Consider the following 22,069-nt stretch of genomic DNA (forward strand, 5'->3'; position numbering starts at 1 on the left):
GTTCGCCCGCCTCGGCGGGCCGGACCGGCTGTGGCGGCCGGCCGGCCCGGACGCCGCCGCGGCGGGCCCGTCGCTGCTGGCCATCGGCGCGGTCATCGCGGTGGTGGACTTGGTCGACTGCCACCCGGCCGTCGGTGAGCGCGGCCGGGTGTGCTGTGCGCCGTGGGGCGAGCGGTGGCACGGCGCGGCGGCCCGGCCCGCCCATCACCTGATCTTCTCCGACGTCCGGGTGCTGCCCCGCCCGGTGCCGTGCCCGGGTCGTCAGATCACTCCCTGGCTGCTGCCACCGGCGGTCGCCGAAGCGGTGGAAGCGCAGCTCACAGCCCAGTAACGGGCAAAGATTCTGGATCTTCGAGTGGACAGAAACCGCTCAAATGGGGTATCATTATATATGTGAGGCCGGGACGGCAACCCGGACCTCACGACCCAGAAGTCCGCAGAACCGGAGGAACTGTGAGCATCGAAACGAGCAACCAGCTGGCCCAACTCGTGCACCCGGACCCGCGCGAGCTGATCGTCGGCGTCAACGTCCGACGCGACGCCCGGCTGACCCCGGACTTCGTCGACAGCATCCGCGAGCGCGGCGTGCTGGAGCCCGTGGTGGCCTACCGCGACGACGAGCAGCGCCTGGTGGTCCTCTACGGCCAGCGCCGCACCCTCGGCGCGGTCGAGGCGGGCCGCGACAGCATCCCCGTCATGGTCGTGGCCAAGCCCGAGGAGACCGACCGGATCGGCGACCAGCTGGTGGAGAACGACCACCGCGCCGGGGTCAGCACCGGCGACCGCGTCGAGGCGTACCAGCAGATGGCGGCGTTCGGCCTCACTGCCGCGCAGATCGCCAAGCGCACCAGCCGCAAGAACAGGGACGAGGTGACCACCGCTCTGACCGTCGCCAACAGCCCGCTGGCCAAGGGCGCGACCGAGCGCTACGACTTCCTCGACCTCGAGCAGGCCGCCGTCGTGGCCGAGTTCGAGGGCGACAAGGAGGCCGTCACCCAGCTGATCGTCTCGGCGAAGGAAGGCCGGGGCTTCGACCACCTGGCGCAGCGGCTGCGCGACGCCCGGGCCGACCAGACGAAGCGCGCCGCGGTGGAGGCCGAGCTGGCTGCGACCGGGCTGACGGTCGTCGACGAGCCGGAGCGCAGCGACCCCAAGGTCCGGTCCCTGCACCGGCTTGCCGATGCCGAGGGCCAGCCGCTGGACGAAGACAACCACCGTGAGTGCCCCGGCCACGCCGCCTATGTCGGCAAGGACTGGCACCTCGTCGAGATCACCGACCAGGACGACATCTCGGAGGACGAGGAGGACTACGACGACGAGGACGACGCCGACGACGAGGAGACCGGCGGCGAGCAGGCGTCCCGCACCCGGGAGGTCTACGTGTGGACGGCCAAGTACGTGTGCACCGACTACCCGGCGCACGGCCACGAGGACCGCTACCGCAGCTACGACTCCGGCAGCCAGAAGAAGACGGCGGCCGAGATGACCGACGAGGAGCGCGAGGCGGCCCGGGCCGCCCGCCGGGACGTGATCCAGTCCAACAAGGACTGGGTGAGCGCCACCACGGTCCGCCGCGAGTGGCTGGTCACCTCCCTCCTTATCCGCAAGACGCTGCCGAAGGGCGCGGCCGTGTTCCTCGCGGCCAGCCTGGCCCGGCCGGGCCTTGCGCTGACCGACGGCTACGCGCTGGCCTTCGACCTGCTCAAGCTGGAGGGTCCGCGGCCCTCCTGGCACCAGCAGACCGACGCGTTCACCACGTTGGTCGCCAAGTCCAGCGAGGCCCGCGCCCAGGTGCTGGCCCTGGCGCTGGTGCTGGCCGCCTTCGAGCAGCCGCTCAAGGAGAAGAGTTCCTGGCGCAACACGAGCGCCGACACGGTGCGGTACCTGCGCTTCCTCGAGGCGTGCGGGTACGACCTGGCCGCGATCGAGCGCCGGGCCTGCGGTGAGACGCCGGAGCCCAGCGAGCAGGACCCGGCCGAGGCGCAGGACGCCGAAGACACCTTCGACGAGGAACCCCTCATCGCGGACTGACCGCACGCGGTGGCCCGGCTCACGGGCCGGGCCACCGCCCACCCTCGCCCCTTCAGCCCGGCCCGCCGGACCACCTCCCGGCGGGTCGGGCTCGCCCAGCGCACCACGAAGGAACCCCGATGCCGGTTGAAACCCCCACCACCACGGCGCGCACCGGCCCCACCGGCCCGGTGCCGCCCGTCCCCGCGGGCTCGAGCGCACCTCGGCCAGACCAGGTGCCGCCGGCGGCCGCGGCCACCCGCTTCCCCCGCCGCCCTGCCTCTGCCCAGAGCGGCGCCGACACGCCGGGACGCGGGCACGCTACAGTGGCCTTCTCCGCGGTGGGCTCCGCCTGCAGCGGACTTCTGGAAGGCGGCCGGGGGGTTGCCGGCGCCGCTTCGGCGGCGTTTCTCCCCGGCCGCCGCCGTGACCAGCCAGCCGGAGCGCCGGTGGAGATCAGGACCGTCTGCGGGCAGGACGCCACCGACCGGGCCGGCGCCGCCGAGTATCTGGACCTGGCGCTGAACACGGTGCGGATGATCTCCTCGCCAGCGCAGCGGGCGAGGACCGGGTTCCCCGCTCCGCTGCCCGAGCGTGTCGACGGCCGCGACTGGTTCGCCTTGACTGACCTCGACGCGTACCGGGCCGCGCAGCCGCGCCCCGAGGCCGCTCCGCCGCCCACCGGGGATCCGGACCGGCTCATCGACCTCACGGAGTTCGCCGAGCTCCGCGGCGTCGACCCGGGGACCATGCGCGGCTACGTCAAGCTGTCGCTCAACGACTGGGACGAGCACCGCGACGGCTACCTGCCGTACCCGGACGAGACCAAGCCGGCCCGCAACGGCCACGTGTACCGGTGGAAGCACGCCCGTGCCGTCGCTTGGGTGTTCCCGGAGCAGCGGCGCACCGGCGGCCGCACACCCGGGCGGGCACCCACGGTGGCCGACCTCGAGTCTGTCCTCGCCGACGCCGGCGACACCCCGCTCAAGAACCGCGAGATCGCCGCCGAGCTGACCCGGCGCCTCGGGAGGCCGGTGAGCCTGCAGATCGTCCAGCGGCTCAACCGCAAGCGCCGCGAGCCGGACGCTGCCGACTCCGGCGACATCTGACACGCCCAAACGCGTCGGTCACGGCACTGGTAACGCTCGATCGGCAGACTCTGTCATGGGCGTGATGTTGACTGCCTCAGACAACGGACCCCCGGGCGCTCACCACGGCCACGAGACCTATGTCGTACGTATAATCTGTGATACTCTGATCGAGTGACGTTGGGAGATGCAGTGGGACGTGATCCGGTGCTGACAGGTCCGCCTCCGGCCGTGGCGGTACGCCGCGGACGCGTCGAGGTACTGCCGGCGAGCCGTGCGATCACCTCACCCGTTCCCGTCCGGTCACCCCTTGACCTGCGGCTGCCTGCGCGGCGCGCTCCGCTTCACCGGGGAGGAACCCAGATGTCGAGCACGAACCCCGTCGCCAGCGAGGTGACGGCATGAAGGGATTCACCGAGTCCATCGCCGACGCTGCAGCGTTTGCCGAGCACAACGCGGGGCTGCTGATCCTGGTCGGCCTAGCCCTGACCGTGGCGATGCTCGCCTGGGGCGTGCGCCGAGCGGTTCGCAGCGGCCGGCCGGACAAGCACCTCGCCATGGTGTCGCTGCTCATCGGCTTCAGCTGGTCCGCTGAGGCGATGTGGAAGGTGGCGACCCAGAAGCTCGACCTGGCGCCGGCGTTCGCGCTGTTCGCGTTCGTCGTCTTCGAGACCCAGCTCGCGGTGGAGATGATCCGCGCTGAGCGCAGCCAGAAGGAGCACGGGCGGCCGGGCAAGCACGGCAAGGCCGCTTGGATGATCGCGGTCGTCATGGGATGCATCGCCGCCGCGGCGAGCGACAGCTTCGTCGAGGTGCTGCTGCGCTTCGCGGTGCCGCTGCTGGTGACGCACCAGTGGTGGGCGGGCATGACCGGCGACGGTGTCACCAAGGCGGCCGACGCGATCAGCTGGACCTGGACGCCCCGCCGGCTCCTCGTGGCCCTGGGCCTGGCCCGGCCGGGCGCGCAGGATCTCGCCACGGTCGACCGGCAGCGGCACATCCAGGCCATGGTCAAGCTGCGGCACCAGTTGCACCTGGCCGACAAGCCGGGCACCAAGCCGGGCAAGGTTCAGCGCCTCACCGCCCAGCTGCACAAACTGGCCCTGAACTCCGACCCCGACATGCTGGACGAGGTTCGCGACAAGATCACGTTGGTGCACGACAGCGCGGAGCGGACTCGTCCGCTGACCGCCGCGGAGCACGCGCTCGTCTCGGCGGCCCGTACCGAGGCCGACCAGGCGCGGCGCCACGCCGAGCTGGCGGCCACCACCGCCGAGGCCGTGCGTTCCGAACTCGCCGAAGCCCGTGCGGCGCTGGAGCGCAGCACCGCCGACGCCGGTCAAACCGGCGAGCAGGTCCGGCAGCTGGAGCTGCAGCTGCAGCAGGTCCGGCACGAGGCGGAGCTCGCCGTCGAGCAGATCCGCCGCGACGCCGAGGTTGCCATCGGGCAGGCCCGGCGGGAGGCGCAGACCGAGGTGGAGCACGCCCGGCACGAGGCCGAGCGGGCGATCGCCGCAGCCCGCCTCCAGCCCGTCAACGGCAACGGCAACGGCAACGGTCACCACGGCTACACCACGGTGCCCGCGGCCGGTTCCCCCCGCGCGTCGGTGACGTCGCTGGTGCCGGCGCCGACCAGCGAGCAGGGCGGCGGCGACGTCGCGCTGCCGGCCACGGCGCAGGCGTGCGCCGAGTGGATGGCGCTGTGGGTGAAGGTCTGCCAGGACCTGCCGGGCGTGGCCCTCGGCAGCCAGTCGATCAGTGAGGACACCGCCCGCGACCGCTTCGGCTGCAGCGTCCGGCACCTGCGCAAGGTCCGCAACGCGGCCCGCGGGGGCGGGCTGCGGCTCAAGGCGAAGGAGCTCGGCGCGGCGATCCCGGAGGGCTTCGTCAACGAGCCGGAGCTGGTGAACGGGTACGCCGCGGTCAGCTGACGCCGGCGCTTCCCGGCACCTCCACGAAACGCCCCGCCCGAAGTTCGGGCGGGGCGTTTCGTTGTGTCGGGCCGCGGCTACCCGCGTACCTGCAGCTGCTCGCGTCCCTGCGCGGTGATGCGCACGAGGTCCGCCCCGTCACCGCCCGCGGGCCGCTCGGACTCGAGCAGGCCGGCCTGCTCCGCGTCGACGGCCGCGCGGATGATCGCGATGCGCTGCTCGAGCATCGCCTCGTGCTCGGCCGTGCCCTCCTGCAGGTCGGGGTCGCCGGGGTCGATGGCGTCGGCGATGTCGAAGCGGCCGATCGGTCCGGTGGCGTGCGCAACCACCTGCAGCACCTGCTGGATCAGCTCGTCGTTGCCTGCCTCTGGCGTCGTCATCGGCCCAGTATCCCGGCCGGGCCGGCGTGCGGGCCGGCCGCCACGTCGGGAAGCGAGGGACGTCCCTGGCCCCGTTACTCGCCGTCGCCGTCCGTCGGGGGTCGCCGGCGGGGCGGGACCACTTCGACGTGCAGCTCGTGGCTGATGACCCGGCCCCGGTCGTCGTGCTGGACGCGCTCGTCCACGACCTGGTACGTCAGGCCGCGCTGCAGGAGCAGGTCATGGCCGGATTCCTCCGCGGGGCCGGCGAGCCGGATCGCGCCGACGCCGGGCGGGACGGTCACGGTGACCACCGTGCCGTGCCTGGCGGCCGCGGCTGGGTCGGTGCTGACCTGCGCCGGGGCCGGGTCGTGGAACGCCCGGCCGCGCCACTGGCCCGGTGCGGCGTCGATCAGGCCGTAGAGGTCGAGGCCGCGGTAGACCTCGATCGGCCGGGTGAGCGTGCTGTCGGCCATCGCGGCGTCGATGTCCTCGGCGACTTTGTCCAGCTCGGGGTACTGACCGGGCGTCCGGTACGGGTCGCGAAGGTGGCGCTCCAGCACGAAGCAGCCCGGTTCGCCGTAACCGCTGGTCATCGAGTTGTCGCCGGTGCGGAACCACAGCGACTCTGCGCGCGGGTCGCCGGCGGCCGTCATGGCGTCCAGGCCCAGGGCGGGAGCGTCCAGGGCGGCGTCGCCGCGCAGCGGCGGCTCGGGCAGTGCTGGCCGGCTCGCCGGGACGGCCCGGTCGCACAGCTGCGCGTGGGCGTTCATCGTGTAGTCGTGCCAGGCGCCGCGGCCGAGCGCGTCGAACTCGGGGCGCAGCGCCTCCAGCCGCGGCTGTAGCGCCTCGAGGTCCTCGCGCGGGATCGGGCCCGGCTTGAAGCCGTCCTCGTCGGCGAACGCCTGGGCCGGCTGGCCGGCTGTGGAGGGCAGGTCCCAGGGTCCGGTGGCGCCGCTGGGCCAGTTCTGCTCGTGGTCGATGCCGACGGGTCCGGCGGCGGCCATGATGGCCTGCCGGTCGGCGTTGCCGGTCAGTGCGTCGAGCAGTCCGAGCCGCACGGCGTCCGGGTGCTCGTTGAGCTCGCGTGACGAGCCGACCCCGGCCTGCCGGGCGGGTGGCGGCCCGTCGACGTACTCGAGGTAGACGGCGTCTGGATCGCTCGGGTCGCGCATCACCTCGGCGACCCGGGCGTCGACCGCCTCGGCGACGGTGGCGGTGAGGATCTCGGCGTCGGCCTGCCGCCGAGTCCAGGCGGGATCGTCGTGCCGGCCGCGCTTGTGCACCGCCCTGCGCCCGTCTGGGAGCGTGACCAGCTGGGTGTCAGCGGCCAGGCCGCCGGGCAGTGAGGTGCGCACGGCCGCCGGCGTGATGTCGGCGACGACGTCGGCCAGCCGGTCTGCAGAAGCTGGCTGCGAAGCGTCCGCTGGCATCGGGGCCGGCGCCGCCGCGGCGTCCACGATGAACTCCTTGGAGCCGGCGCCGGGGCTGGCGGCGTACGCCTCGCCGACCTGCTTGTGTGCGGTGAGTGCCTGGTCGGCGAGGGCCCACGCCGCGGCCGCGGTGTCGCTGGCCCGCTGGGCGTCCTCCGCCGCGGTGACCACCGCCCCGTCGACACCGCGGGCACGCAGCAGCTCGACGAACTCGCCGGTGTGCTCGGACTGTCCGGCGAACGCCGCGCTCATGCCGGCCGCGAACTGCCGTGCCGAGCCCAGGCCGGTGACCTCGCCGGAGTGCTGGGCGTCCACCTGGCCGTCCTCCTCTCCGCTGATCCAGCATCCGGTCTAGTCAAGCCCCGGCGTGCGACACCCGAGACTCGCGCCGACGCCGGGGCGCCGCCAATCCAGGTCGGCGCCCCTTTCGCCGTCAGAGAGCGGTGAGCTGGGACTGGCCTGCCGATGGCCTGACCGGCGTGCTGGCGGCGGGTACACCGATCACGATCGGGAGACGGGATCCCCGGTGAGGTGTCGGCGGGGTATGACAAGTTGACGCAGCAGGGTCGCGGTGAAGCTGCGGTAGCCGTTGTCAATACCGAGCGACAGATCGTTCGCCTGGGCTTGTACTTCCGGATCGTCCAGCATGGCGAGGACGGACTCGACCGGAAGTCCGGAGATGACGACGAGGCCGTGGTTGATGGGCAGGCGGCCCGCTGGCAGCCGGATGCCGGTTAGGCGCCGGGCGATGCGCGGGACGAGCACGGCATCGCGGTCGAGCGGCAGCCTTCCGGTGAATGTCTCGGGTGGCAGCCAGCGCACGGCCCGGCGGCCCCTGTTGGGCATGCAGTCTAGGGTCGCGTCGAGGTGCGCCAGGATGACCGGGGGTGGCTCGGTAGCGTCGGTCGCCAGCGCCCACTTGCGTGGGGGCCGTACCGTCTCTCCGTCGATGTCGGCGGGTTCCACGATCGGCACGAGGTGTTCGGCGGGCAGGCCGCTGTCGGGGCCGACGACGAAGATCCCGTCCGGTCCGAGCCAGGGGGCGAGGCGGATCTCTGCGATGTCGCGCAGCGGCACGCCGTCAACGGCGGGCCGGGCTGTTAGCCGGAACGGTTCGGCGCCGAGCGGGCGGCCCGACCCGGTGGGGGTAAGGATGAGGCTGACCGGGTGGACCCGGGACACGGTTCCCCTGCGGCGGGCCTTCGACCGATAGAACGCGGACCCGGCGTCCAGGCGGCGGACGCTGGCGACGGTGTACCGGGTGCCGAGCCTGCGGCGCAACTCGCGGGAGCCGGAGTTGAGCAGCCACCTGTCCGCGGTGATCAGGCCGATGTGCCCGTCGCGGGTGACAACGTCTGCGGAGCGGTCGAGGTATGCGTACAGCAGGTCAGCTCGGGCGTGCGCCGGGACGATGGCCTCGTAGTCGATCCGATACCCGGCAGGCAGGTTAGCCAGGCGCCAGTACGGCGGGTTTGCGGCGATAACGTCCCAGACTCCGGCGGGGACAGGGGATAGCAGGTAGTCGTGGTCTTCGACAATCTCGTTTGCGGCACGCCATGCTGCTGCCGAGGTCCAGCCACGCCCGCACAGATGCTCGAATACGGCCCTACGGGCGTCGGCCACCGCGCCGCGGTAGAACTCGTATCCATGCACGCGCCGGGTGGCTCCCTCGACGTCGTCGAGGGCGAGGTCCAGCCGGCGCAGTGCCGCTACCAGGAAGCCGCCATTGCCGGCTCCGGGGTCGAGCAGCCGACGGCCTTGTGCGGGCCAGCCGAGCTGGTCGAGCAGCGCTTCGATCTCCGGGGCGGCGGTGTAGATACCCGTTCCCTGATGGATTGCAGCGATGTCGATTTGCCGCTGGTCGAGCACGTCTAGAGAGAGTTGCTCGGTGGTTCCGCCAGGTTGCATGAGTCGCCTTTCGTCGTTCGGCTGACGCGGGCGCAGCTCACGCATCACCGGGCTCCTCCTCGGCCAGGTGCGGGGCGAGGAAGTCCAGCACGTCGCGCCAGGTCCGGGCCGGCTGGGGCCAGCGGGCCAGGTGCTCGGGGTCCGCTTCGCGGATGAGCCGGGTCCACAGGGCCGCGTCGCGAGACGTGTCGTCAGGCAGCATCGGGATACAGGCCGCGGCGAGGACGTCGACCATGGGCAGCTCCAGCCGGAACTTGTGCCCGATGGTGACCTCGACGAGGGCGTAGCACTGCGCCAGCAGCGGGTTGGCCCGGGCGGCACGGACGAGCTCGTCCGGCGTGAGGTAGATGCACAGCACACACGAGGCGGGACTGGCCCAGCGCGTACGCGGGATGGCGGGCAACGCCGGCGTCGTCACCGCGGGCGAACACCTCCTCGGTGCTCCACCGGTGCAGCGGCAGCCACTTCACCGCCTCGCGGTTCCTCGCCGCGATGCGCGTGTACGGCTGCAACGGCAGCATCTTCTTGCGCCGGGACGACTCCTCGGCCCGCATGCCGTAGCACAGCAGGAGCCGCGCCGGGGTGGTGCGCTGCGGGTCGCGGTCAAGCACCGCGTTGCCCAGCCGGCGCAGCAGCGGATCCGCCGGGGTTCGCTTCAGATCAGAGGTGCACCACTGCGCGTCCGGAGTGGGCCAATAGCCCCACCGCAGCGCGTAGCCGAGCAGGTCCTCGACTTCGCCCTTGGTGCCGGGTGGGGCGTCGGCGGCCGGCTTGCGGTGCCGGCGGACCACCTCGAAGCGGGTGATGCCGACCTGCCGGGCCTGGCGCTCGGCGAGTTCCATCGTGCCGGGCCATTCCATGACGCCGAGGTCGGCGTGCACGGCCACGACCCGGTCCAGCACGCCGTCGTGGCGGGCCCGGTCGGTGATTTCGACCAGCATGGCCACGGAGTCCTTGCCGGCGCTGGTGAAGATCACGATGACGTCGAAGTCGGTAAGCCGGACGTCGACGGGCGCCTCTTCCCACAGGGTCAGTTGCTGCGTCGCCGCCGGTCGCACCGCACCCATTGACGCCTCCCCCACCTCGCGTCGTCCCTGGTGGACGCCCTCACCACCATGGTATCATGAATTATACGTATGAACCACGAGACTCGGGGGCCGCGGTGAGCCAGCAGACAGCGAAGGCCGGCCGGGGTCCTGTCGTGCTGTCGATGGGTATGGGGATCGACAGCGCCGCGATCTTGGCGCGATGGCTGACCGATCCCGCCTCGCGCGACTTCGCCCTGGAGGACCTGGTCGTGATCACCGCGATGGTGGGCAGCGAGTACCGCGCCACCGAGCGGCTGATGACGACGTACTTGCTGCCGCTGATGCGCGCGCACGGGGTGCGGTACGTGCAGGTGGCCCGGCAGCCGAGAGCCCCGGGCACTCGCAGGGTGGTGCCGGGCTACGTGGTGCTCGACGACAGCCGGGCGCCGCGGCGGATGGTGATGCGCGGGCCGATCGCGCTCGTCGACGAGCTGTGGACGACCGGCACGGTGCCGCAGACCGCCCGCCACGCCAGACGGTGCTCGTTGAAGTGGAAGGCCGAGCCGTTGGACGCGTGGATCGCATGCAACGTCGCCGGCGACTTCCGGCACGTGATCGGATTCGCCGCGGACGAGCTGGACCGCGTGGCGAAGGACCGCTCGTTCAGCACCGACCGCCGGCGCACCTCGGAGTTTCCGCTCGTGAGCTGGGATTGGGATCGAGCGCGGTGCGCCACATGGCTGCAGGACCTGTTCGGCGAGCCGTGGAGTCGATCATGCTGCGGCTTTTGTCCGTTTCAGGCGGGGCCGGAGGCGGACTTGATGTTCCAGCGGTGGACACAGGAGCCGGCCCTGGCCGTCGAGACGCTGCTGCTGGAGACGACCGCGCTGGCGCTGAATCCTCGCTCGACGCTGTTCGGCACCCGGTCCTCGGCGCGTCAGCGCAGCACCGAGCGTGGGCTGCCGGCGGCGCAGCTGACCGAGGAGCACCTGGCCAGCGCGACGTGGGCCTGCTACGAGGTCCGCCGGATCAAGGGTCCATCGCGCAGCAACCCGGCCACCATCACCGCCGACCGCTCCGTGCGCACCGTCGCGCTGGGCACCCGGGCCGAGGTCGAGCGGGGCATCGCCGCGTTGGCCGGCGAGCGGCAACTGCGGCTGGAGGTCGACGAGTACGGCTACCTGCGGGCCTGGGCCCGCGAGCGCGGCGTGCAGTATCCCCTCGTCGAGCAGTTCTGGGTGTCCGCGCCCGCCGGCGTCGCCGACAAACAGCCGAAGGGCTTCGAGGACCGCTGGGCCGACGCCGTCGGCGCACCGCGGCCGCTGCCGGACTCCGGCCAGCTGGCGCTGCCCCTCGCGGTGACAGCCCCGCGGGTGACACCTGCTGATTGAGTATCACAGACAATACGTGTAATCTGTGGTTGGCCGTTGGGCCGCGGAGCATTCCTCCTTTCCCCCGGGCTGGCCCGGGCCGCTGACGCACCCAATGGCGGCCCGGGCCAGTCGCTTGTCGCAGGGAGTTGCCATGCCGAACCCGCCCACCACCGCCCCGTTTGCCGCCGGTACGGCATCCTTGTCCGGTAAGGGCAGCGGAGGCCGGGAGGGCCGTGTGGGCAACAGTGGGGTCGAGGCGTTCGATCCGCAGCGGCTGCGCGAGGCGCGCACGAAGGCGGGCCTGACCCAGCGCGACGTCGCCGTGAGGTTGCTCGAGGCCGGCCTGGCCGCCAAGGGCAGCAGCCCGGCGGCGGTGACCGGCGAGGCATGGGCCAAGGCGGTAGAGACCGAGCGGAACCGTGTGATCAGCTACGAACAGGGCACCCACACCCCCCGCGCCGTGCTGCTGCGCCGACTGGCCGAGGCGGTCGGCGTCGACGCCTTCGCCCTGTTCAAGCCCGACACCCCGCGGACGCTGGTCACGCTGCGTGCCCGGCTCGGGCTCAACCAGGCCGACGTCGCCGAGAAGCTGAGTTTCGGACGGGCCTACTACAGCCGCGTCGAGCAGGGTATCGCCGCCATCACCGACGAGGCCGACCAGCAAGCGCTGGCCGAGGTCCTGCAGATCGAGCTCGACGAGGCCCGGGCGCTCACCGCCGCCGCGGCGCCGGCATGAGATCGGCTCGCGCCCTGGTCGAGTCCGTGGCCGCGGCCGCCGCGCGCGGCACTCCGCTCGGCCGGCGGGCCCGCCCGAGGACCTGCGAGGGGGACGCCGCCGGTCACCCGTGGGCGTATCCTCAGGCCATGACCGTGGAACCCGGCAGCACCGACGCCAGCGTCGACGAGCGCGGCGTGCTGCTCACTGCCGAGGGGCGCCAGCGGGCCCGGCAACAGCTCGCCGACGCCGACGCCCGCTGGACGGACGCGGAACGGCGTGAACGCGCCGCGGCGGCCCTGCGGCGGTTGCGCGGCCAGGCCGCATGACGTTGAGGTTCGCGACTGTCCTGGACACCAGCGCAGTCCTGGCCTACACGCAGGGCAGCCGACACCTCGGCGAGGTCTTGGCCGAGATCGCCGACGGTGAAACACCGTGCGCCATTCCGGTGCCGTGCCTGGCCGAGGCCGCCGCCGAGATCGGCGAGGACCTCCCCCGCCTCGACCTCATCGACGTGCTCACCACCCTCCCCCACACCGTGCTGTACGACGTGCTCGGCTCGATGTGGCAGGACGTCTACCTGGCCGCGCCGCGGCTTGGCACGCTCGGCCGGGCGTGCGCCGGCCTGGTCGTGGCCTACGAGCTCGCACCGCACGTGCTCACGAAGGACCCGGCACCGTACGACAAGGTGGGCATCGACACCGTTCAGGTCTGGTAACCGTCGGCGTCACGCTGCCGGGTTCCGTTCAGCAGCGCCCTCCCTGGGCACGGCGCCGACCTTTGCGTTGAGCGGCGCGCCACCCTTACCCTCGAAGTTGTCGAACGTACGTTCGACGTCCGGTGGTTCAGCCTGCGTCCTCCCCCGCGCGGCACAAGGAGGGAGACGACTGTGTCCGTGGCGGCCCGCATCGACGGCCCGGTCGACGACGACCGGCCGCGGCGGGCATGGACCGGGCGCCGGATCGACTCCAAAGCCGACGTCGCTCGAGTTCTGGCCGCGGTCGGCGAGGCCGGCCAGCGCCGGGAACGGACCTCCACGCTGAACCGGGTGGTCGACCGGGCCGCCGATGTCGCGCTGACCCAGCCGGACGCCGCCCGTGTGATGCCCGTCGTGCCGGAGCTCGCCGGGCTGCTGCCCTGGCCGGGCGGCATCCGCCGCGGCGCCACCCTGTCCGCGCTCGGCTCCGCCAGCCTGCTGTTCACCCTGGTCGCCGAGGCGATGACGCAGGGCGCCTGGACCGCGGTCGTGGGCATGCCCGGCCTCAGTGCGCTGCCCGCTCAGGAGTACGGCATCGACCTCGAACGGATGATCATGGTCCCGCATCCGGGCGAGCAGTGGGCCGCGGTCGTCGCCGCGCTCGTCGACGGGCTCGACGTCGTCGCGGTCGCCGCGCCGGCCGAGGTCCCGGCTGCGACGGCCCGATCATTGATGGCTCGGGCCCGCCAGCGTCGGTGTGTGCTCATCTCCACCCGGGCCTGGCCCGGCTGCGACGTCAGCCTCGAGGTGGTGCAGCGGCGCTGGTTCGGGCTCGGGCAGGGCCGCGGCCGGCTGCGCCTGCAGGAGGCGACCGTCGAGGCCGCCGGGCGGGGCCGGGCCGAACGACCCCGCCGGGTCAGCACGACCCTTCCCCCGCCGTCGATCGCGCAGCGGGTTGGCCCGCTGCCCGGGCAGATCCCCGGTCTGCCGATCACCGACCCGGACCGCGTGTTCCCGTCGACACCGGCCGCCCCGGCACCCAGGCTGCTGCCGAAGCCGGAGCCGGACGCCTGGGAGCAGTTCTTCGCCGGGCCGCCGCCCGGTGCCCGGCTGCCCCGCGAGCGGGCCGGGTAGCCCTTGTCGTGAGAACGGGCGCCGCGGTCCGTACGATGGGCCGCGGCTCGCAGCACCCCGTCCACGGAGGGACGTTTCGTGCTGCTGTTCGCCGTCGCCAGCCGCTCTACGCTGTTGCTGCCGATGATCCCGGTGATGCTGTACCTGGTGCTGGTCGCGGTCGTGGCGTTGGTGGCGGTGCTGCATCCGCATCGCGACCGGCGGGCCGCGGCCCGCCGGGTCCTGGTCGACCTGCTGACCGTGCTTCGGCGGCGATGACCCGCGTGACGGGCTCAGCGGCCGCGGGGTACGACCTGGCCCGGCGTCCCGTCCACTCCTGGACCCAGCGGGGTCGCTGGACCCGGTGCGCCGGCCGACGGCCGTGGCGGTCGCGGGAATGCCTGTCCGGCTCGGGCCTGCAGCGACCGCAGCGCGCCGAGGTCATCGAGCGGTTCGAGTTCGGTGAACGCCCGTTCCAGGGCCCTGGTCGCGGCGTTGGGCTGGGTGATGGCCGTCCAGTTGGTCCTGGCGTAGAACAGCTGCTTTCCCAGCGGCTTGTGCAGGTCCGGCTCGCCACGGAACAGTTCGCCCCGCGCCACGGTGTGCGGCACGGCCCGGTGCAGCGCCTCAGCAAGCAGGGGCAGGTCGGCGTGGAGACGAGCGACCTGGTCGACGCGCTGTCCGGCGGGCTCACCGTCGCGGGGATGTAGGCGGTCGCGCGTCCACCGCAGCGTCTCGGCGAGTTCCGCCGCGGCGGGCCGGCCGGGCGCGGCGGTGGGAGCGCCATGCAGGTCGGCGAGCGCTTTCGCCGCCCGTCGCCACTCGCGCAGCTGCACCACCGGGTCGCCGGTGGTGTGCGCACCAGCGATGGTGTGTACGGCGAGGCCGAGCTGGGTCGCGAGCAGCAGGTGCTCGGCCTGGACCTGGTCAGGATGCTGCCACAGCCAGGTCCGGGCGGTCGCCAGCGCGGCGACGGCCTGGTCGGCGGTCTCGACGGCCGGCACGGTGCCGCGTGACGCCGGCGCGGCGTCGAGCAGCCGCAGCAGCGGCTCCAGGCCGGCGCCGTCCTCGATGACCTGCTCCGCCACCACCCGCAGCCGACTTCTGGTGGCCCACCGCGCGGCCGCCGCGGGCGGTCCGAACCGGCCGAGGTCGTGGGGGTCGGCGCGGCGTAGCCAGCCGGGCAGCTTCGCATCGACCGCAAGGAGCTGGCGGGTGAGCCGCCCAACATCGGCCAGTGCGGCGCGGACGCCGCCACCGGCACGGATCGCCACCCCTTCGGGTGTGCGTGGCCGCTGCCCGGGCTGGATGTGGCTGGCGATGATGTCGCCGGCGACCCCGACAGCGTCGGCCACCCGGCGCATGGCCTGATCAACCGGAGTTCGTGGGGCGTCCGCCGGCGGGTAGGGCGGCCCGTCGATCACGGTGGCGGCGTACAGGCCGACGCGCATGCGACTCAGGTGGGTCCTGCTGTGATCGCGCAGAACGGCGCCGGCGTCGGCCCTGGTCGGCTCCGGCCGGAGGGGCCTGTCGCCGACGAGCAGCTCGGCCAGGTGCGCTAGCCCCGCGTAGGCGTCGCGGCGGGCGTGGATGACGCCGAGCGCCGCGTCGGCGTGCACGACGTCCCGACCGGCCATGGCGTCGGCGGCGGCCCGCAGGCTCGCGCTCGCCTGGTCGGTCCAGTGCCCGACCGTCATGCCAGCGCCTCGGCGGCCCGGCGCAGCTGGACCGCGGCCCCGTCGAGCTGCAGCCGCTGCGCCAGCGCGCGCTCGGCGCCGGCCGCGACGCGTTCGTGTCGATCGGCGAGGGCCTGCACCAGGGTCGTCACCGCGGCCCGGAGCTCCGGCCGGTCACGGTCGGGCGCTGGGGTGACGACGGCGACGGTCGGGTTCGGGTGAAGCCGGCCGCGCACGTCGAGCAGGTCGAGGCCGAACCGGTCCCATGCGGGGTCGCCATCGGCGAGGGCATGCCATGCCTGCAGCGCCAGCTGTAGCGCGGCCTGCGCGAGCTCGTCGCCGTCGTCGGCGCCCAGTTCGTTGGTCACCGCCCGGGCAAGGTCGTTGTAGGTCATGTCCGGCAGCGTGCGCCATGGCCGGCCACGTGGTCCACCCCGTACCTCCGAAGCTGTGGAAAACCGGCGTTTCCGCAGCATGCCGAGGCCCAGCCAGCGACCGGGCACGTCGGCGGCCAGCTCAACCCGTCCCGCAGCCAGGGCGAGCACGTTGTGGGGTGGCGCGTTCGGCGGCCGGGGTCGAAGCGCCGGGGTACAGGTTCGGGCCGCGACGTGCCGATAGGTATTCGCATGGACACAACGTTTGCTGAACTGCTCGTCGACTGGCCGTGGTGGGTGCGGCTGATGATCATGATGGTTTGGGGTGTCGGTCAGGTGGCCCGGCAGCTCCCGGCGCTCCTGCAGCCGTGGTGGCGCGACCGCGCGGAGCGGGGGCGGCTGGACTTCGCTCGGGGGCTCGTCGACGCGCACGGCCCGGGCGTGCTCTCCGTGCTGCCGGACGTACTGGACGCGGCCCGCGGCGACGAGCCCACCGACGAGGACGAGCCGCCTGGCCGGGCGGTCGGCGGAGGATAGCGGCGCGCTGCCGGGTGGCGATCCTGCGCTATGGAAATCCGCCACAAAACGGATGGGGCGGGTGGCGTGCGGCGAGAGTCGCCTGCTGTCACCCGCGCGCCGGCTGGCGCTGATGGGTGGGGAAGGTAGTCGGCCACTGTATCCGGTAGTGCATCTGCACTACAGTTGAGTGCGTGGCGTTTACGTGGGCCGGTGGCGTCTTGGAGCGGCTTGCCGAGCTGGGCATCGAGCCGTATGAGGTGCAGCAGGTCCTCGGTTACGGCAGACGCTGGCCCCGGCTGGGACACAGCCCGGCCGGTACGGTCCTGACTATCTGGGGCCGCACCGCCACTGGCCGGGCGCTGCTGTTGGTGCTGTGGCCCGACCGGGGCACGCTGAACGCCCACATCACCGGTGCGCGCGAGCTCACCGCCGACGAGGAGCAACAGCTGCAGGAATGGGAGGCGACCCGATGAGCGAGTACACCGAGGCCAGCCGGGCCGGAGAGGCCGACGAGGCGCTGCGCGACGCCCAGGCCGCAGTCGTCGCCGGCCAGGTTCACCAGGCCATGACCGACGGCACGCTCACATTCAGCGACTTGCCGCCGGACGAGGCGGCCCGGGTGCTGGCCGAGCTGCCGCCCGCCGAGGATCTTGAGACTGCCACGGTGCCCACCTCCGTGCGCTTGCCCGTGCCCGTCCACAAGCGGCTGCGCGCCTACGCCGAGGACCACGGCACCACCGCCAGTACCCTCATCCGCCAGTGGGTCGAGCAGATGCTCGCCGTCCCGGACCGGCCCATCTCCCTCGCCGACGCCGTGCGGGCCCTGTCCACCCTGCCCGCCCAGGATCAGGATCAAGGCCGGCGGGCGGCGTGACGGCAAGACCAGAAGGCCAGGCGGCTCGGCGGCCCGGTCAGCCCGCGACAAGGTGATGGCGCCGATCGCCCGGCGCCCGCAGCGCCGGCGGACACAGGTACTGGCCTTCCAACGAGTAGTACCGGTGCCCGGTGAGATCCGTGAACAGGGCCTCGGCGCAGCGCTCGCACCGCCCAACGGCTGGCACGGCTTCTCCCCGCCCGCCAGGAAGAATGTGTGCGACGGCCACGATCAGGGTGACCAGCACCGTGGGGCCAACCAGCACTAACCATGGCAGATACCCAGACGGCCGGGGCACCCCGGAAATACCAGCCAGGCTGGTCAACCGCCAGGCTAGCGCGAACACCGGCCCCAGCGTCGCCAGCTCGGCCAGCACGCAGACCTCAAGCTCGCCGAACCCGATTCGAGCCCCGACGATCGCCACAAGCAGCGGCACGGCAGCCAACGCCGCAACCATCACCCATATCGACACGGCGGCCCCCCGGTGCACGACATCGCGACGAGCGCACCCTACCGGCACCTCGGCCGACAGCTGAAGGCCCAGCGCCATGCCTCGATGATCTATGCTGAGGCATACATCTGGATACGAGCGCTAGACCGAGCAGGGCGTCTACCGGCACCGCGACATGCACCGCCGGGTCCCGAAATGGGCAACGAGACGAGGGGGCAGGTCGAACGGTGACCTAGGCGACACGCCGATCCGAGCAGAAGCCGACCCACGAGGGGTCCGCTTCGGTCTCGGATCCGCAAGCCGTCAAGGAGCGCTCCATGCTTCGTCGACCGCCTGCGCTGTCGGCATCCGCCCTGTCCCTCACCGGCGTTCCCCTGGTGTACGCCGTCGCCCCCGTTCCCATGTGGATCATCGTGGTGCTGCTCATTGCGACCGTGGTGATCGGCATCGTGGGAGCCGTCTTCCCGCAGAAGTCCGAGGACCGTCTCGCGTGGTGGCAGAGCTGGTGGGACCGGACGCGCCACCGCCGGGATGACGACGCCGATCGATGATCCGGCAAAGCCGGCGCAGGCGGGCAGCCCGCGCCGGCCCCTACCGGCGGATCGCCAACCGCGACCCAGCTGGTGCTGTCATCTCCAGCAGGACCTGCCGGGCGGCGCGGGTGTCGTCCAGGGCGCGGTGTCCGCCACCGAGGCGTTGCCAGCGGGGTGAGCGGCTCCAGTCGGAGCGGCGCAGCATGACGCAGCCCCACTGCTCGTCGTCGGCGAGGTGCCCGGCGGCCAGGCCGACCCGGGCGGTGTCGGCGCGGATGACGGTGGCGTCGTAGTCGGCGTTGTAGGCCAGGATCGTGCGGCCCTTCGTCGCCCGCTTCAGGCGGGGCAGGACCTGCGCCCACGTGGGCGCGTCGGCCAGGTCGGCGTCGGTGATGCCGTGCACGGCATGAGCGCCGTCCTGGATCGGATGGTCCGGGCCGGGGTTGACCAAGGTGTCCAGGCGTTTGCGGCCGGTCGCGGCGTCGATAACGGCGAGCTCGATGACGGCGCCGAACAGATCGCTGGTCTCGGTGTCCAGGATGACCGCGGCGCCGGGCTGCAACATGGCGCGGGCCGCTCGCCGCGGCGGTGGTCGCCGTGCTGCTCGTACCAGTCCTGCAGACCACGTTCCGCCGGGGCCGAGGTCCACCAGCAGGCCCGCACGAGCCGTTCGGCGATGCCGTCGGGCAGCTGCAGCACGACCTGGGCGCGGTAGCCGGCGTCGGCGGCGCCGTATGGGCGGCCGCGGCCCGCACCGGGCGGCAGCGGCTTCCAGCGCCGATCGGCCCAGCCGCGCTCGTGCAGGATCGTGGTGAGCGCCGGCAGCACCCATGCCCCGCGTGCTCCGCGCAGCACCCCGGCCGCGCGGAGCCGGGCCCCTTCGGCTGTCAGTGCCCGGCGCTCGGCCACGAACCGCGCCGTCGACCAGGCGCCGGCCTCCGCTGCGGCGTCCAGCTCACCGCGCCGCCACGCCCACCAGGCGGCCTCGACCTCCGCCGCGATCGCCACCCGCTCCGCGACCACCTCGGCCAGCTCTGGACCACATCGCACCGAGAACGTCCTCACGCCATCATCATTCCAGTCCAACACCACTTTCTTGCGCGTAAAGCTGTACGACTTTCCGGAAATCTGGGGCGCCAAATGCCCTGGGCTCCGCCGGCGCAGCGGGGCGGCCGGGTAGATGGTCCAGTCATCGCTCGGACCCCGTGGCGGACGTGAACGCCGGAACTCGGGACATCCGCTACGTCAGCTTCGGCTGGCCAAAGAGCTGGCCAGGCTCGTCGAGTTGCGCACGGGCCCGGTCCGCGGCCGCCTCGCGGTGGGCCCGGTCGACGGGCTCGTGATGGGCCAGCTCGGCTCGGGCGGCACGGATGACGGCGTCGGGACTGGCCGTGCCATGAGCCTCGGTGGCGCCCGGGATGCCCTGCGCGAACAGCCCGAGCAGGCGGGCGGCGGCCGGGTCGAGCCAGGGCCGTCGGTCGAGGTGCATGGCGACGTTCACGGCGGCGGTGAGGAAATCGACCCGCGAACCGAGCGGCCCGATGATGCGCCGCTCGAGCGGCCAGGTGGAGATCGCGAGCAGGGCGCGGACCGGCGTGAGCCGGTCGGCAGCGAGCCCGGCGCACAGGTAGTAGGGCCGGCCCGGCGCGGTACGGAAGGAGCGTTCCTCATCCCGGCGCAGGCTGGTGAGCTTGGCGCTGTTGAGCTCGCCGGCGAAGCAGGCGTTGTAGACCTGGGCGATGAGTTTCAGTGTGGCGGGGACGGCGAGCAGGGTCAGCGTGCTGTGGACCTGTTCGCGCAGCGGCACCAACGACGTGGCCGCAGTCCGCCCAGGAAGAAGCGGGGACAAAGCCTCGACGGCCTGATCCCACGCCGCCTCAGCGGCGCGCAGCTGCGCCCACAGCATCCCGGCCTGGGGCCGATCGCCGGCGCTCACCGCGCCGCGGACTTCGGCCCGCAGTGACGTGATGCGACGCTCCAGCTGCTCGATCGTGTTCTCCGGCACGACGGCGACGCTATCGGCTTCCAGCTTTTTCCAGTAACTACTCATGCGGGTAGTGGACGCGCTCACGCGCGGGCTGCTATGCGGCCTTGCCAGCGGATGGCGCGGTGCAGTTGGCGCCGCCTCGGCGCCGGTTCAGTGCTGCTGGGCCAGCCGGTTGACCAAGCCGGCCGTGGTGGCCACGAGCGTTTCAGCCTCGGCCCTGCTGTACCGGAAGTCCTTGGTGATCTCGTCGTCGTGCGCGGCCCCGCTCAACAGCGAGAACACGTTCTCCACCAGGACCGCGAAACGCTCGTCGAGCAGCCGCCGCCGGGCCGCCTTGTCCTGGGCTGTCCTGGCCAGGCCGCCGTCGCGGACCGCCGCAAGGACCGGCTCCAGGGCCTTGCGGGCCTCGCCGAGCGCGGCGTCGATCTGGTTGTCGCGCAGCAGTTCGCGCGCCTTGCGCACGCGCTGGACCGCGCCGGCGTGCTCGGCGGCCTGCGGCATCGGCACGAGCAGTTCGACGAGGGCGCCCGCGTCGACGCGGTCGAGCTGGGTGAACCATTCGCCGGTCGGCACCGCGAAGTCCATGGTGCCGTTGTAAGCGGTCACCACGGTCGGGGCGCCGCCGACGGTCCAGACGTCCAGGCTCAGTGCGAACCACAGGTCGCCGCCGACGCGCAGGTGCTCCACCGCGCGCAGCTGCTCATCGCTGGATGACGCCGGTCAGGGTGAACGCCACCGGCCGGACGCCGGGGGTGATCAGGTGCTCGGCTTCCAGCCGGCACAGCCGGCGACGGCCTTGCTGGGCCAGTCGGCTGACGTCGAGGTGAGCGGCGAGGCGGTACTGCTGGGGCGGCACCTGGTCACGCGCGCGGCCGACCCGCAGCTGCAGGTCGATCCGGGCGCCGGCGACCCCGGGGTACAGCCGCAACAGGTCCCGGCCAGGTTCGAAGTCCAGCCGATCGTTGTCGCCGACCTCGATCGTGCCCATCGTGTAAAGCCCCCTGCCTGACGTGGCTGCCGGCCGTGTCGGCCGGCCCGCAGCAGAGGGTAGCCGTCGACGCGGCCCGCCAGCCGGTACGGGAGGCCGTCCCGGCGTTTCGCGCCGCCAGCCGGATGGCGGGCCCCGGTAGCCGGCCCGGGCGCACCGCGTCCCTCGTGCGGGACGGTGCAGCGGGCCGACGCTCCGCCTCTCGTCTTGGCAGCGCGGTGGTAGCGGCGCGCTGCTGGGCCCGCCCTGGTTGGTAGCCCAGGCGGTCATAGATCGCTCGTACGGTCGCGTCGATGGCCCTGCGTGCGCGGGCCACCCCTGAGAGGTGCCCATGAAGGTCAAGGTCGGGCAGGACGCCCAGCCGCAGCAGGACACGGACGCCGAGCGGCGGCACCTCGAGCTCCCCCGCGGCGTCGGCGCTGGCACGTCGTCGCCGTGGGTTCTGGTGATGGCGGTCGGCGCCCCTGGCTCCGGCAAGAGCACTTGGATCAGCCGGCATTTTCCTCCCCAGCAGATCGTCAGCTCCGACGGGCTGCGCGAGGCCGTCTGCGGCGACCCCAATGACCAAGCCGCCACACCGTGGGCGATTCGGCTGCTGCACACCCTGGTCGAGGGGCGGCTGTGCTTCCCCCAGACCACCGTCGTGGACGCAACCAACGGCCAGCCGGAGCACCGGCAGGTGCTGCTGGATCTGGCCGCCCAGGCGGCAGTCCCGGCCGTCGCCGTGGTGTTCGACGTCCCGGCGGCTGTCTGCCGGGCCCGTAACGCTGGCCGGTCCGGCTCGCGCCGGGTACCGGAGCAGTTCCTGCTCGCCACCCACGCGAGCATCCGCGCCACTCTGCCGACCGCCGGTCCGCACCCGCCCACCGGCTTCGCTGCGGCCGTGGTGATCGGCATGGACTCGGTCCGCACGCTCGGCGACCTTCCGGCCGGGCTGGCCGGCGGGCGCCCCTTCTCCCCCGCTGGCGGCCTGCCGGCCACCCTGCCGGTACCCGAGGCGTAGAGGCCCGAC

The 22,069-nt window shown here is 72.7% G+C and carries 27 protein-coding genes; 15 read left to right on the top strand and 12 right to left on the bottom strand.

What is annotated here, in order from left to right:
* The 4 genes from IEZ31_RS12145 to IEZ31_RS12160 form a co-directional block, all read left to right on the top strand.
* A partial coding sequence (locus IEZ31_RS12145) for a hypothetical protein (RefSeq protein ID WP_229834794.1) occupies window positions 1-331 on the top strand: 331 nt, incomplete at its 5' end.
* Window positions 332-453: 122 nt separating this feature from the next.
* A complete protein-coding gene (locus tag IEZ31_RS12150; protein WP_190249909.1) occupies window positions 454-2,031 on the top strand; it encodes a ParB/RepB/Spo0J family partition protein in 1,578 nt (525 codons plus the stop codon).
* A gap of 428 nt (window positions 2,032-2,459) precedes the next feature.
* The gene (locus IEZ31_RS12155; RefSeq protein ID WP_190249910.1) at window positions 2,460-3,119 is read left to right on the top strand and encodes a hypothetical protein; all 660 of its coding nucleotides are present in this window, start codon (window positions 2,460-2,462) and stop codon (window positions 3,117-3,119) included.
* A 380-nt stretch (window positions 3,120-3,499) separates the two neighbouring features.
* Window positions 3,500-5,029, top strand: coding sequence for a hypothetical protein (locus IEZ31_RS12160; RefSeq protein WP_190249911.1), 1,530 nt, complete (start codon window positions 3,500-3,502; stop codon window positions 5,027-5,029).
* A 77-nt stretch (window positions 5,030-5,106) separates the two neighbouring features.
* On the opposite strand, the gene IEZ31_RS12165 is transcribed toward IEZ31_RS12160, so the two are convergent.
* The 5 genes from IEZ31_RS12165 to IEZ31_RS12185 form a co-directional block, all read right to left on the bottom strand.
* On the bottom strand, window positions 5,107-5,409 hold the full coding sequence (locus IEZ31_RS12165) for a hypothetical protein (RefSeq protein WP_190249912.1): 303 nt from the start codon (window positions 5,407-5,409) through the stop codon (window positions 5,107-5,109).
* 74 nt (window positions 5,410-5,483) lie between these two features.
* Entirely contained in the window at window positions 5,484-7,136 is a 1,653-nt protein-coding gene (locus IEZ31_RS12170) for a hypothetical protein (protein WP_190249913.1), read from the bottom strand.
* Between the two features lie 186 nt (window positions 7,137-7,322).
* Window positions 7,323-8,774 carry an Eco57I restriction-modification methylase domain-containing protein gene (locus IEZ31_RS12175; protein ID WP_190249914.1) on the bottom strand — a complete coding sequence of 484 codons (1,452 nt, stop codon included), beginning with the start codon at window positions 8,772-8,774 and terminating at the stop codon, window positions 7,323-7,325.
* Complete coding sequence (locus IEZ31_RS12180) at window positions 8,767-8,931, bottom strand: hypothetical protein (protein ID WP_190249915.1); 165 nt, start codon at window positions 8,929-8,931, stop codon at window positions 8,767-8,769. Before IEZ31_RS12180 ends, IEZ31_RS12175 begins: the two co-directional genes overlap by 8 nt.
* Window positions 8,921-9,796, bottom strand: coding sequence for an adenine nucleotide alpha hydrolase family protein (locus IEZ31_RS12185; protein ID WP_190249916.1), 876 nt, complete (start codon window positions 9,794-9,796; stop codon window positions 8,921-8,923). Before IEZ31_RS12185 ends, IEZ31_RS12180 begins: the two co-directional genes overlap by 11 nt.
* Window positions 9,797-9,939: 143 nt before the next feature.
* On the opposite strand from IEZ31_RS12185, the gene IEZ31_RS12190 reads away from it, so the two are divergent.
* The 6 genes from IEZ31_RS12190 to IEZ31_RS12215 all read left to right on the top strand — a co-directional run bounded on the left by IEZ31_RS12190 (window position 9,940) and on the right by IEZ31_RS12215 (window position 13,934).
* On the top strand, window positions 9,940-11,148 hold the full coding sequence (locus IEZ31_RS12190) for a hypothetical protein (protein ID WP_190249917.1): 1,209 nt from the start codon (window positions 9,940-9,942) through the stop codon (window positions 11,146-11,148).
* Between the two features lie 217 nt (window positions 11,149-11,365).
* Window positions 11,366-11,866 carry a helix-turn-helix domain-containing protein gene (locus tag IEZ31_RS12195; protein WP_190249918.1) on the top strand — a complete coding sequence of 167 codons (501 nt, stop codon included), beginning with the start codon at window positions 11,366-11,368 and terminating at the stop codon, window positions 11,864-11,866.
* A 128-nt stretch (window positions 11,867-11,994) separates the two neighbouring features.
* On the top strand, window positions 11,995-12,174 hold the full coding sequence (locus IEZ31_RS12200; protein ID WP_190249919.1) for a hypothetical protein: 180 nt from the start codon (window positions 11,995-11,997) through the stop codon (window positions 12,172-12,174).
* Window positions 12,171-12,563, top strand: a complete 393-nt coding sequence (locus tag IEZ31_RS12205) for a hypothetical protein (RefSeq protein WP_190249920.1) — start codon at window positions 12,171-12,173, stop codon at window positions 12,561-12,563. Before IEZ31_RS12200 ends, IEZ31_RS12205 begins: the two co-directional genes overlap by 4 nt.
* Window positions 12,564-12,734: 171 nt before the next feature.
* Window positions 12,735-13,676 (top strand): DnaE2-dependent mutagenesis accessory factor ImuA', encoded by a 942-nt coding sequence (gene imuA', locus IEZ31_RS12210; protein ID WP_190249921.1) that lies wholly within the window; start codon window positions 12,735-12,737, stop codon window positions 13,674-13,676.
* Window positions 13,677-13,754: 78 nt separating this feature from the next.
* Window positions 13,755-13,934, top strand: a complete 180-nt coding sequence (locus IEZ31_RS12215; RefSeq protein ID WP_190249922.1) for a hypothetical protein — start codon at window positions 13,755-13,757, stop codon at window positions 13,932-13,934.
* A gap of 14 nt (window positions 13,935-13,948) precedes the next feature.
* Here the strand turns inward: IEZ31_RS12215 and IEZ31_RS12220 are convergent, their stop codons facing one another.
* Together IEZ31_RS12220 and IEZ31_RS12225 are read right to left on the bottom strand one after the other, a co-directional pair.
* A complete protein-coding gene (locus tag IEZ31_RS12220) occupies window positions 13,949-15,352 on the bottom strand; it encodes a hypothetical protein (RefSeq protein WP_190249923.1) in 1,404 nt (467 codons plus the stop codon).
* A complete protein-coding gene (locus tag IEZ31_RS12225; protein ID WP_190249924.1) occupies window positions 15,349-15,726 on the bottom strand; it encodes a hypothetical protein in 378 nt (125 codons plus the stop codon). Before IEZ31_RS12225 ends, IEZ31_RS12220 begins: the two co-directional genes overlap by 4 nt.
* A gap of 231 nt (window positions 15,727-15,957) precedes the next feature.
* Here IEZ31_RS12225 and IEZ31_RS12230 point away from each other — a divergent pair, with 231 nt between their 5' ends.
* The 3 genes from IEZ31_RS12230 (at window position 15,958) to IEZ31_RS12240 (ending at window position 17,098) form a co-directional block, all read left to right on the top strand.
* Entirely contained in the window at window positions 15,958-16,242 is a 285-nt protein-coding gene (locus IEZ31_RS12230; RefSeq protein ID WP_190249925.1) for a hypothetical protein, read from the top strand.
* Between the two features lie 173 nt (window positions 16,243-16,415).
* Window positions 16,416-16,697 carry a hypothetical protein gene (locus IEZ31_RS12235; RefSeq protein WP_190249926.1) on the top strand — a complete coding sequence of 94 codons (282 nt, stop codon included), beginning with the start codon at window positions 16,416-16,418 and terminating at the stop codon, window positions 16,695-16,697.
* On the top strand, window positions 16,694-17,098 hold the full coding sequence (locus IEZ31_RS12240; protein WP_190249927.1) for a hypothetical protein: 405 nt from the start codon (window positions 16,694-16,696) through the stop codon (window positions 17,096-17,098). Before IEZ31_RS12235 ends, IEZ31_RS12240 begins: the two co-directional genes overlap by 4 nt.
* 37 nt (window positions 17,099-17,135) lie before the next feature.
* Here IEZ31_RS12240 and IEZ31_RS12245 read toward each other — a convergent pair whose 3' ends face one another.
* Window positions 17,136-17,648, bottom strand: coding sequence for a hypothetical protein (locus tag IEZ31_RS12245; RefSeq protein WP_190249928.1), 513 nt, complete (start codon window positions 17,646-17,648; stop codon window positions 17,136-17,138).
* 218 nt (window positions 17,649-17,866) lie between these two features.
* Between IEZ31_RS12245 and IEZ31_RS12250 the strand changes: the two genes are divergently transcribed.
* A complete protein-coding gene (locus tag IEZ31_RS12250; protein ID WP_190249929.1) occupies window positions 17,867-18,100 on the top strand; it encodes a hypothetical protein in 234 nt (77 codons plus the stop codon).
* 40 nt (window positions 18,101-18,140) lie between these two features.
* On the opposite strand, the gene IEZ31_RS12255 is transcribed toward IEZ31_RS12250, so the two are convergent.
* From IEZ31_RS12255 to IEZ31_RS12270, 4 genes are all read right to left on the bottom strand, one after another.
* Window positions 18,141-18,647, bottom strand: coding sequence for a 3'-5' exonuclease (locus tag IEZ31_RS12255; protein WP_190249930.1), 507 nt, complete (start codon window positions 18,645-18,647; stop codon window positions 18,141-18,143).
* Between the two features lie 675 nt (window positions 18,648-19,322).
* A complete protein-coding gene (locus tag IEZ31_RS12260) occupies window positions 19,323-20,153 on the bottom strand; it encodes a hypothetical protein (RefSeq protein ID WP_229834797.1) in 831 nt (276 codons plus the stop codon).
* 66 nt (window positions 20,154-20,219) lie between these two features.
* Window positions 20,220-20,756 carry a hypothetical protein gene (locus tag IEZ31_RS12265; protein ID WP_190249931.1) on the bottom strand — a complete coding sequence of 179 codons (537 nt, stop codon included), beginning with the start codon at window positions 20,754-20,756 and terminating at the stop codon, window positions 20,220-20,222.
* 13 nt (window positions 20,757-20,769) lie between these two features.
* Entirely contained in the window at window positions 20,770-21,057 is a 288-nt protein-coding gene (locus tag IEZ31_RS12270) for a hypothetical protein (protein WP_190249932.1), read from the bottom strand.
* 331 nt (window positions 21,058-21,388) lie between these two features.
* Between IEZ31_RS12270 and IEZ31_RS12275 the strand changes: the two genes are divergently transcribed.
* Window positions 21,389-22,060 carry an ATP-binding protein gene (locus tag IEZ31_RS12275; RefSeq protein ID WP_190249933.1) on the top strand — a complete coding sequence of 224 codons (672 nt, stop codon included), beginning with the start codon at window positions 21,389-21,391 and terminating at the stop codon, window positions 22,058-22,060.
* Window positions 22,061-22,069: the final 9 nt, after the last annotated feature.

The sequence above is a fragment of the Dactylosporangium sucinum genome (assembly GCF_014647515.1).
In the GTDB taxonomy this organism is placed as follows: Bacteria; Actinomycetota; Actinomycetes; order Mycobacteriales; family Micromonosporaceae; genus Dactylosporangium; species Dactylosporangium sucinum.

Bases quoted from the DNA above. Each gene is read 5' to 3' on its own strand.
- IEZ31_RS12160 (WP_190249911.1), top strand. From the start codon at position 3,500: ATGAAGGGATTCACCGAGTCCATCGCCGACGCTGCAGCGTTTGCCGAG.
- IEZ31_RS12165 (WP_190249912.1), bottom strand. From the start codon at position 5,409: ATGACGACGCCAGAGGCAGGCAACGACGAGCTGATCCAGCAGGTGCTG.
- IEZ31_RS12175 (WP_190249914.1), bottom strand. From the start codon at position 8,774: ATGCGTGAGCTGCGCCCGCGTCAGCCGAACGACGAAAGGCGACTCATG.
- IEZ31_RS12180 (WP_190249915.1), bottom strand. From the start codon at position 8,931: ATGCTGCCTGACGACACGTCTCGCGACGCGGCCCTGTGGACCCGGCTC.
- IEZ31_RS12185 (WP_190249916.1), bottom strand. From the start codon at position 9,796: ATGGGTGCGGTGCGACCGGCGGCGACGCAGCAACTGACCCTGTGGGAA.
- IEZ31_RS12190 (WP_190249917.1), top strand. From the start codon at position 9,940: ATGGGTATGGGGATCGACAGCGCCGCGATCTTGGCGCGATGGCTGACC.
- IEZ31_RS12200 (WP_190249919.1), top strand. From the start codon at position 11,995: ATGACCGTGGAACCCGGCAGCACCGACGCCAGCGTCGACGAGCGCGGC.
- IEZ31_RS12205 (WP_190249920.1), top strand. From the start codon at position 12,171: ATGACGTTGAGGTTCGCGACTGTCCTGGACACCAGCGCAGTCCTGGCC.
- IEZ31_RS12220 (WP_190249923.1), bottom strand. From the start codon at position 15,352: ATGACGGTCGGGCACTGGACCGACCAGGCGAGCGCGAGCCTGCGGGCC.
- IEZ31_RS12225 (WP_190249924.1), bottom strand. From the start codon at position 15,726: ATGACCTACAACGACCTTGCCCGGGCGGTGACCAACGAACTGGGCGCC.
- IEZ31_RS12230 (WP_190249925.1), top strand. From the start codon at position 15,958: ATGGACACAACGTTTGCTGAACTGCTCGTCGACTGGCCGTGGTGGGTG.
- IEZ31_RS12240 (WP_190249927.1), top strand. From the start codon at position 16,694: ATGAGCGAGTACACCGAGGCCAGCCGGGCCGGAGAGGCCGACGAGGCG.
- IEZ31_RS12245 (WP_190249928.1), bottom strand. From the start codon at position 17,648: ATGGCGCTGGGCCTTCAGCTGTCGGCCGAGGTGCCGGTAGGGTGCGCT.
- IEZ31_RS12250 (WP_190249929.1), top strand. From the start codon at position 17,867: ATGCTTCGTCGACCGCCTGCGCTGTCGGCATCCGCCCTGTCCCTCACC.
- IEZ31_RS12255 (WP_190249930.1), bottom strand. From the start codon at position 18,647: ATGTTGCAGCCCGGCGCCGCGGTCATCCTGGACACCGAGACCAGCGAT.
- IEZ31_RS12270 (WP_190249932.1), bottom strand. From the start codon at position 21,057: ATGGGCACGATCGAGGTCGGCGACAACGATCGGCTGGACTTCGAACCT.
- IEZ31_RS12275 (WP_190249933.1), top strand. From the start codon at position 21,389: ATGAAGGTCAAGGTCGGGCAGGACGCCCAGCCGCAGCAGGACACGGAC.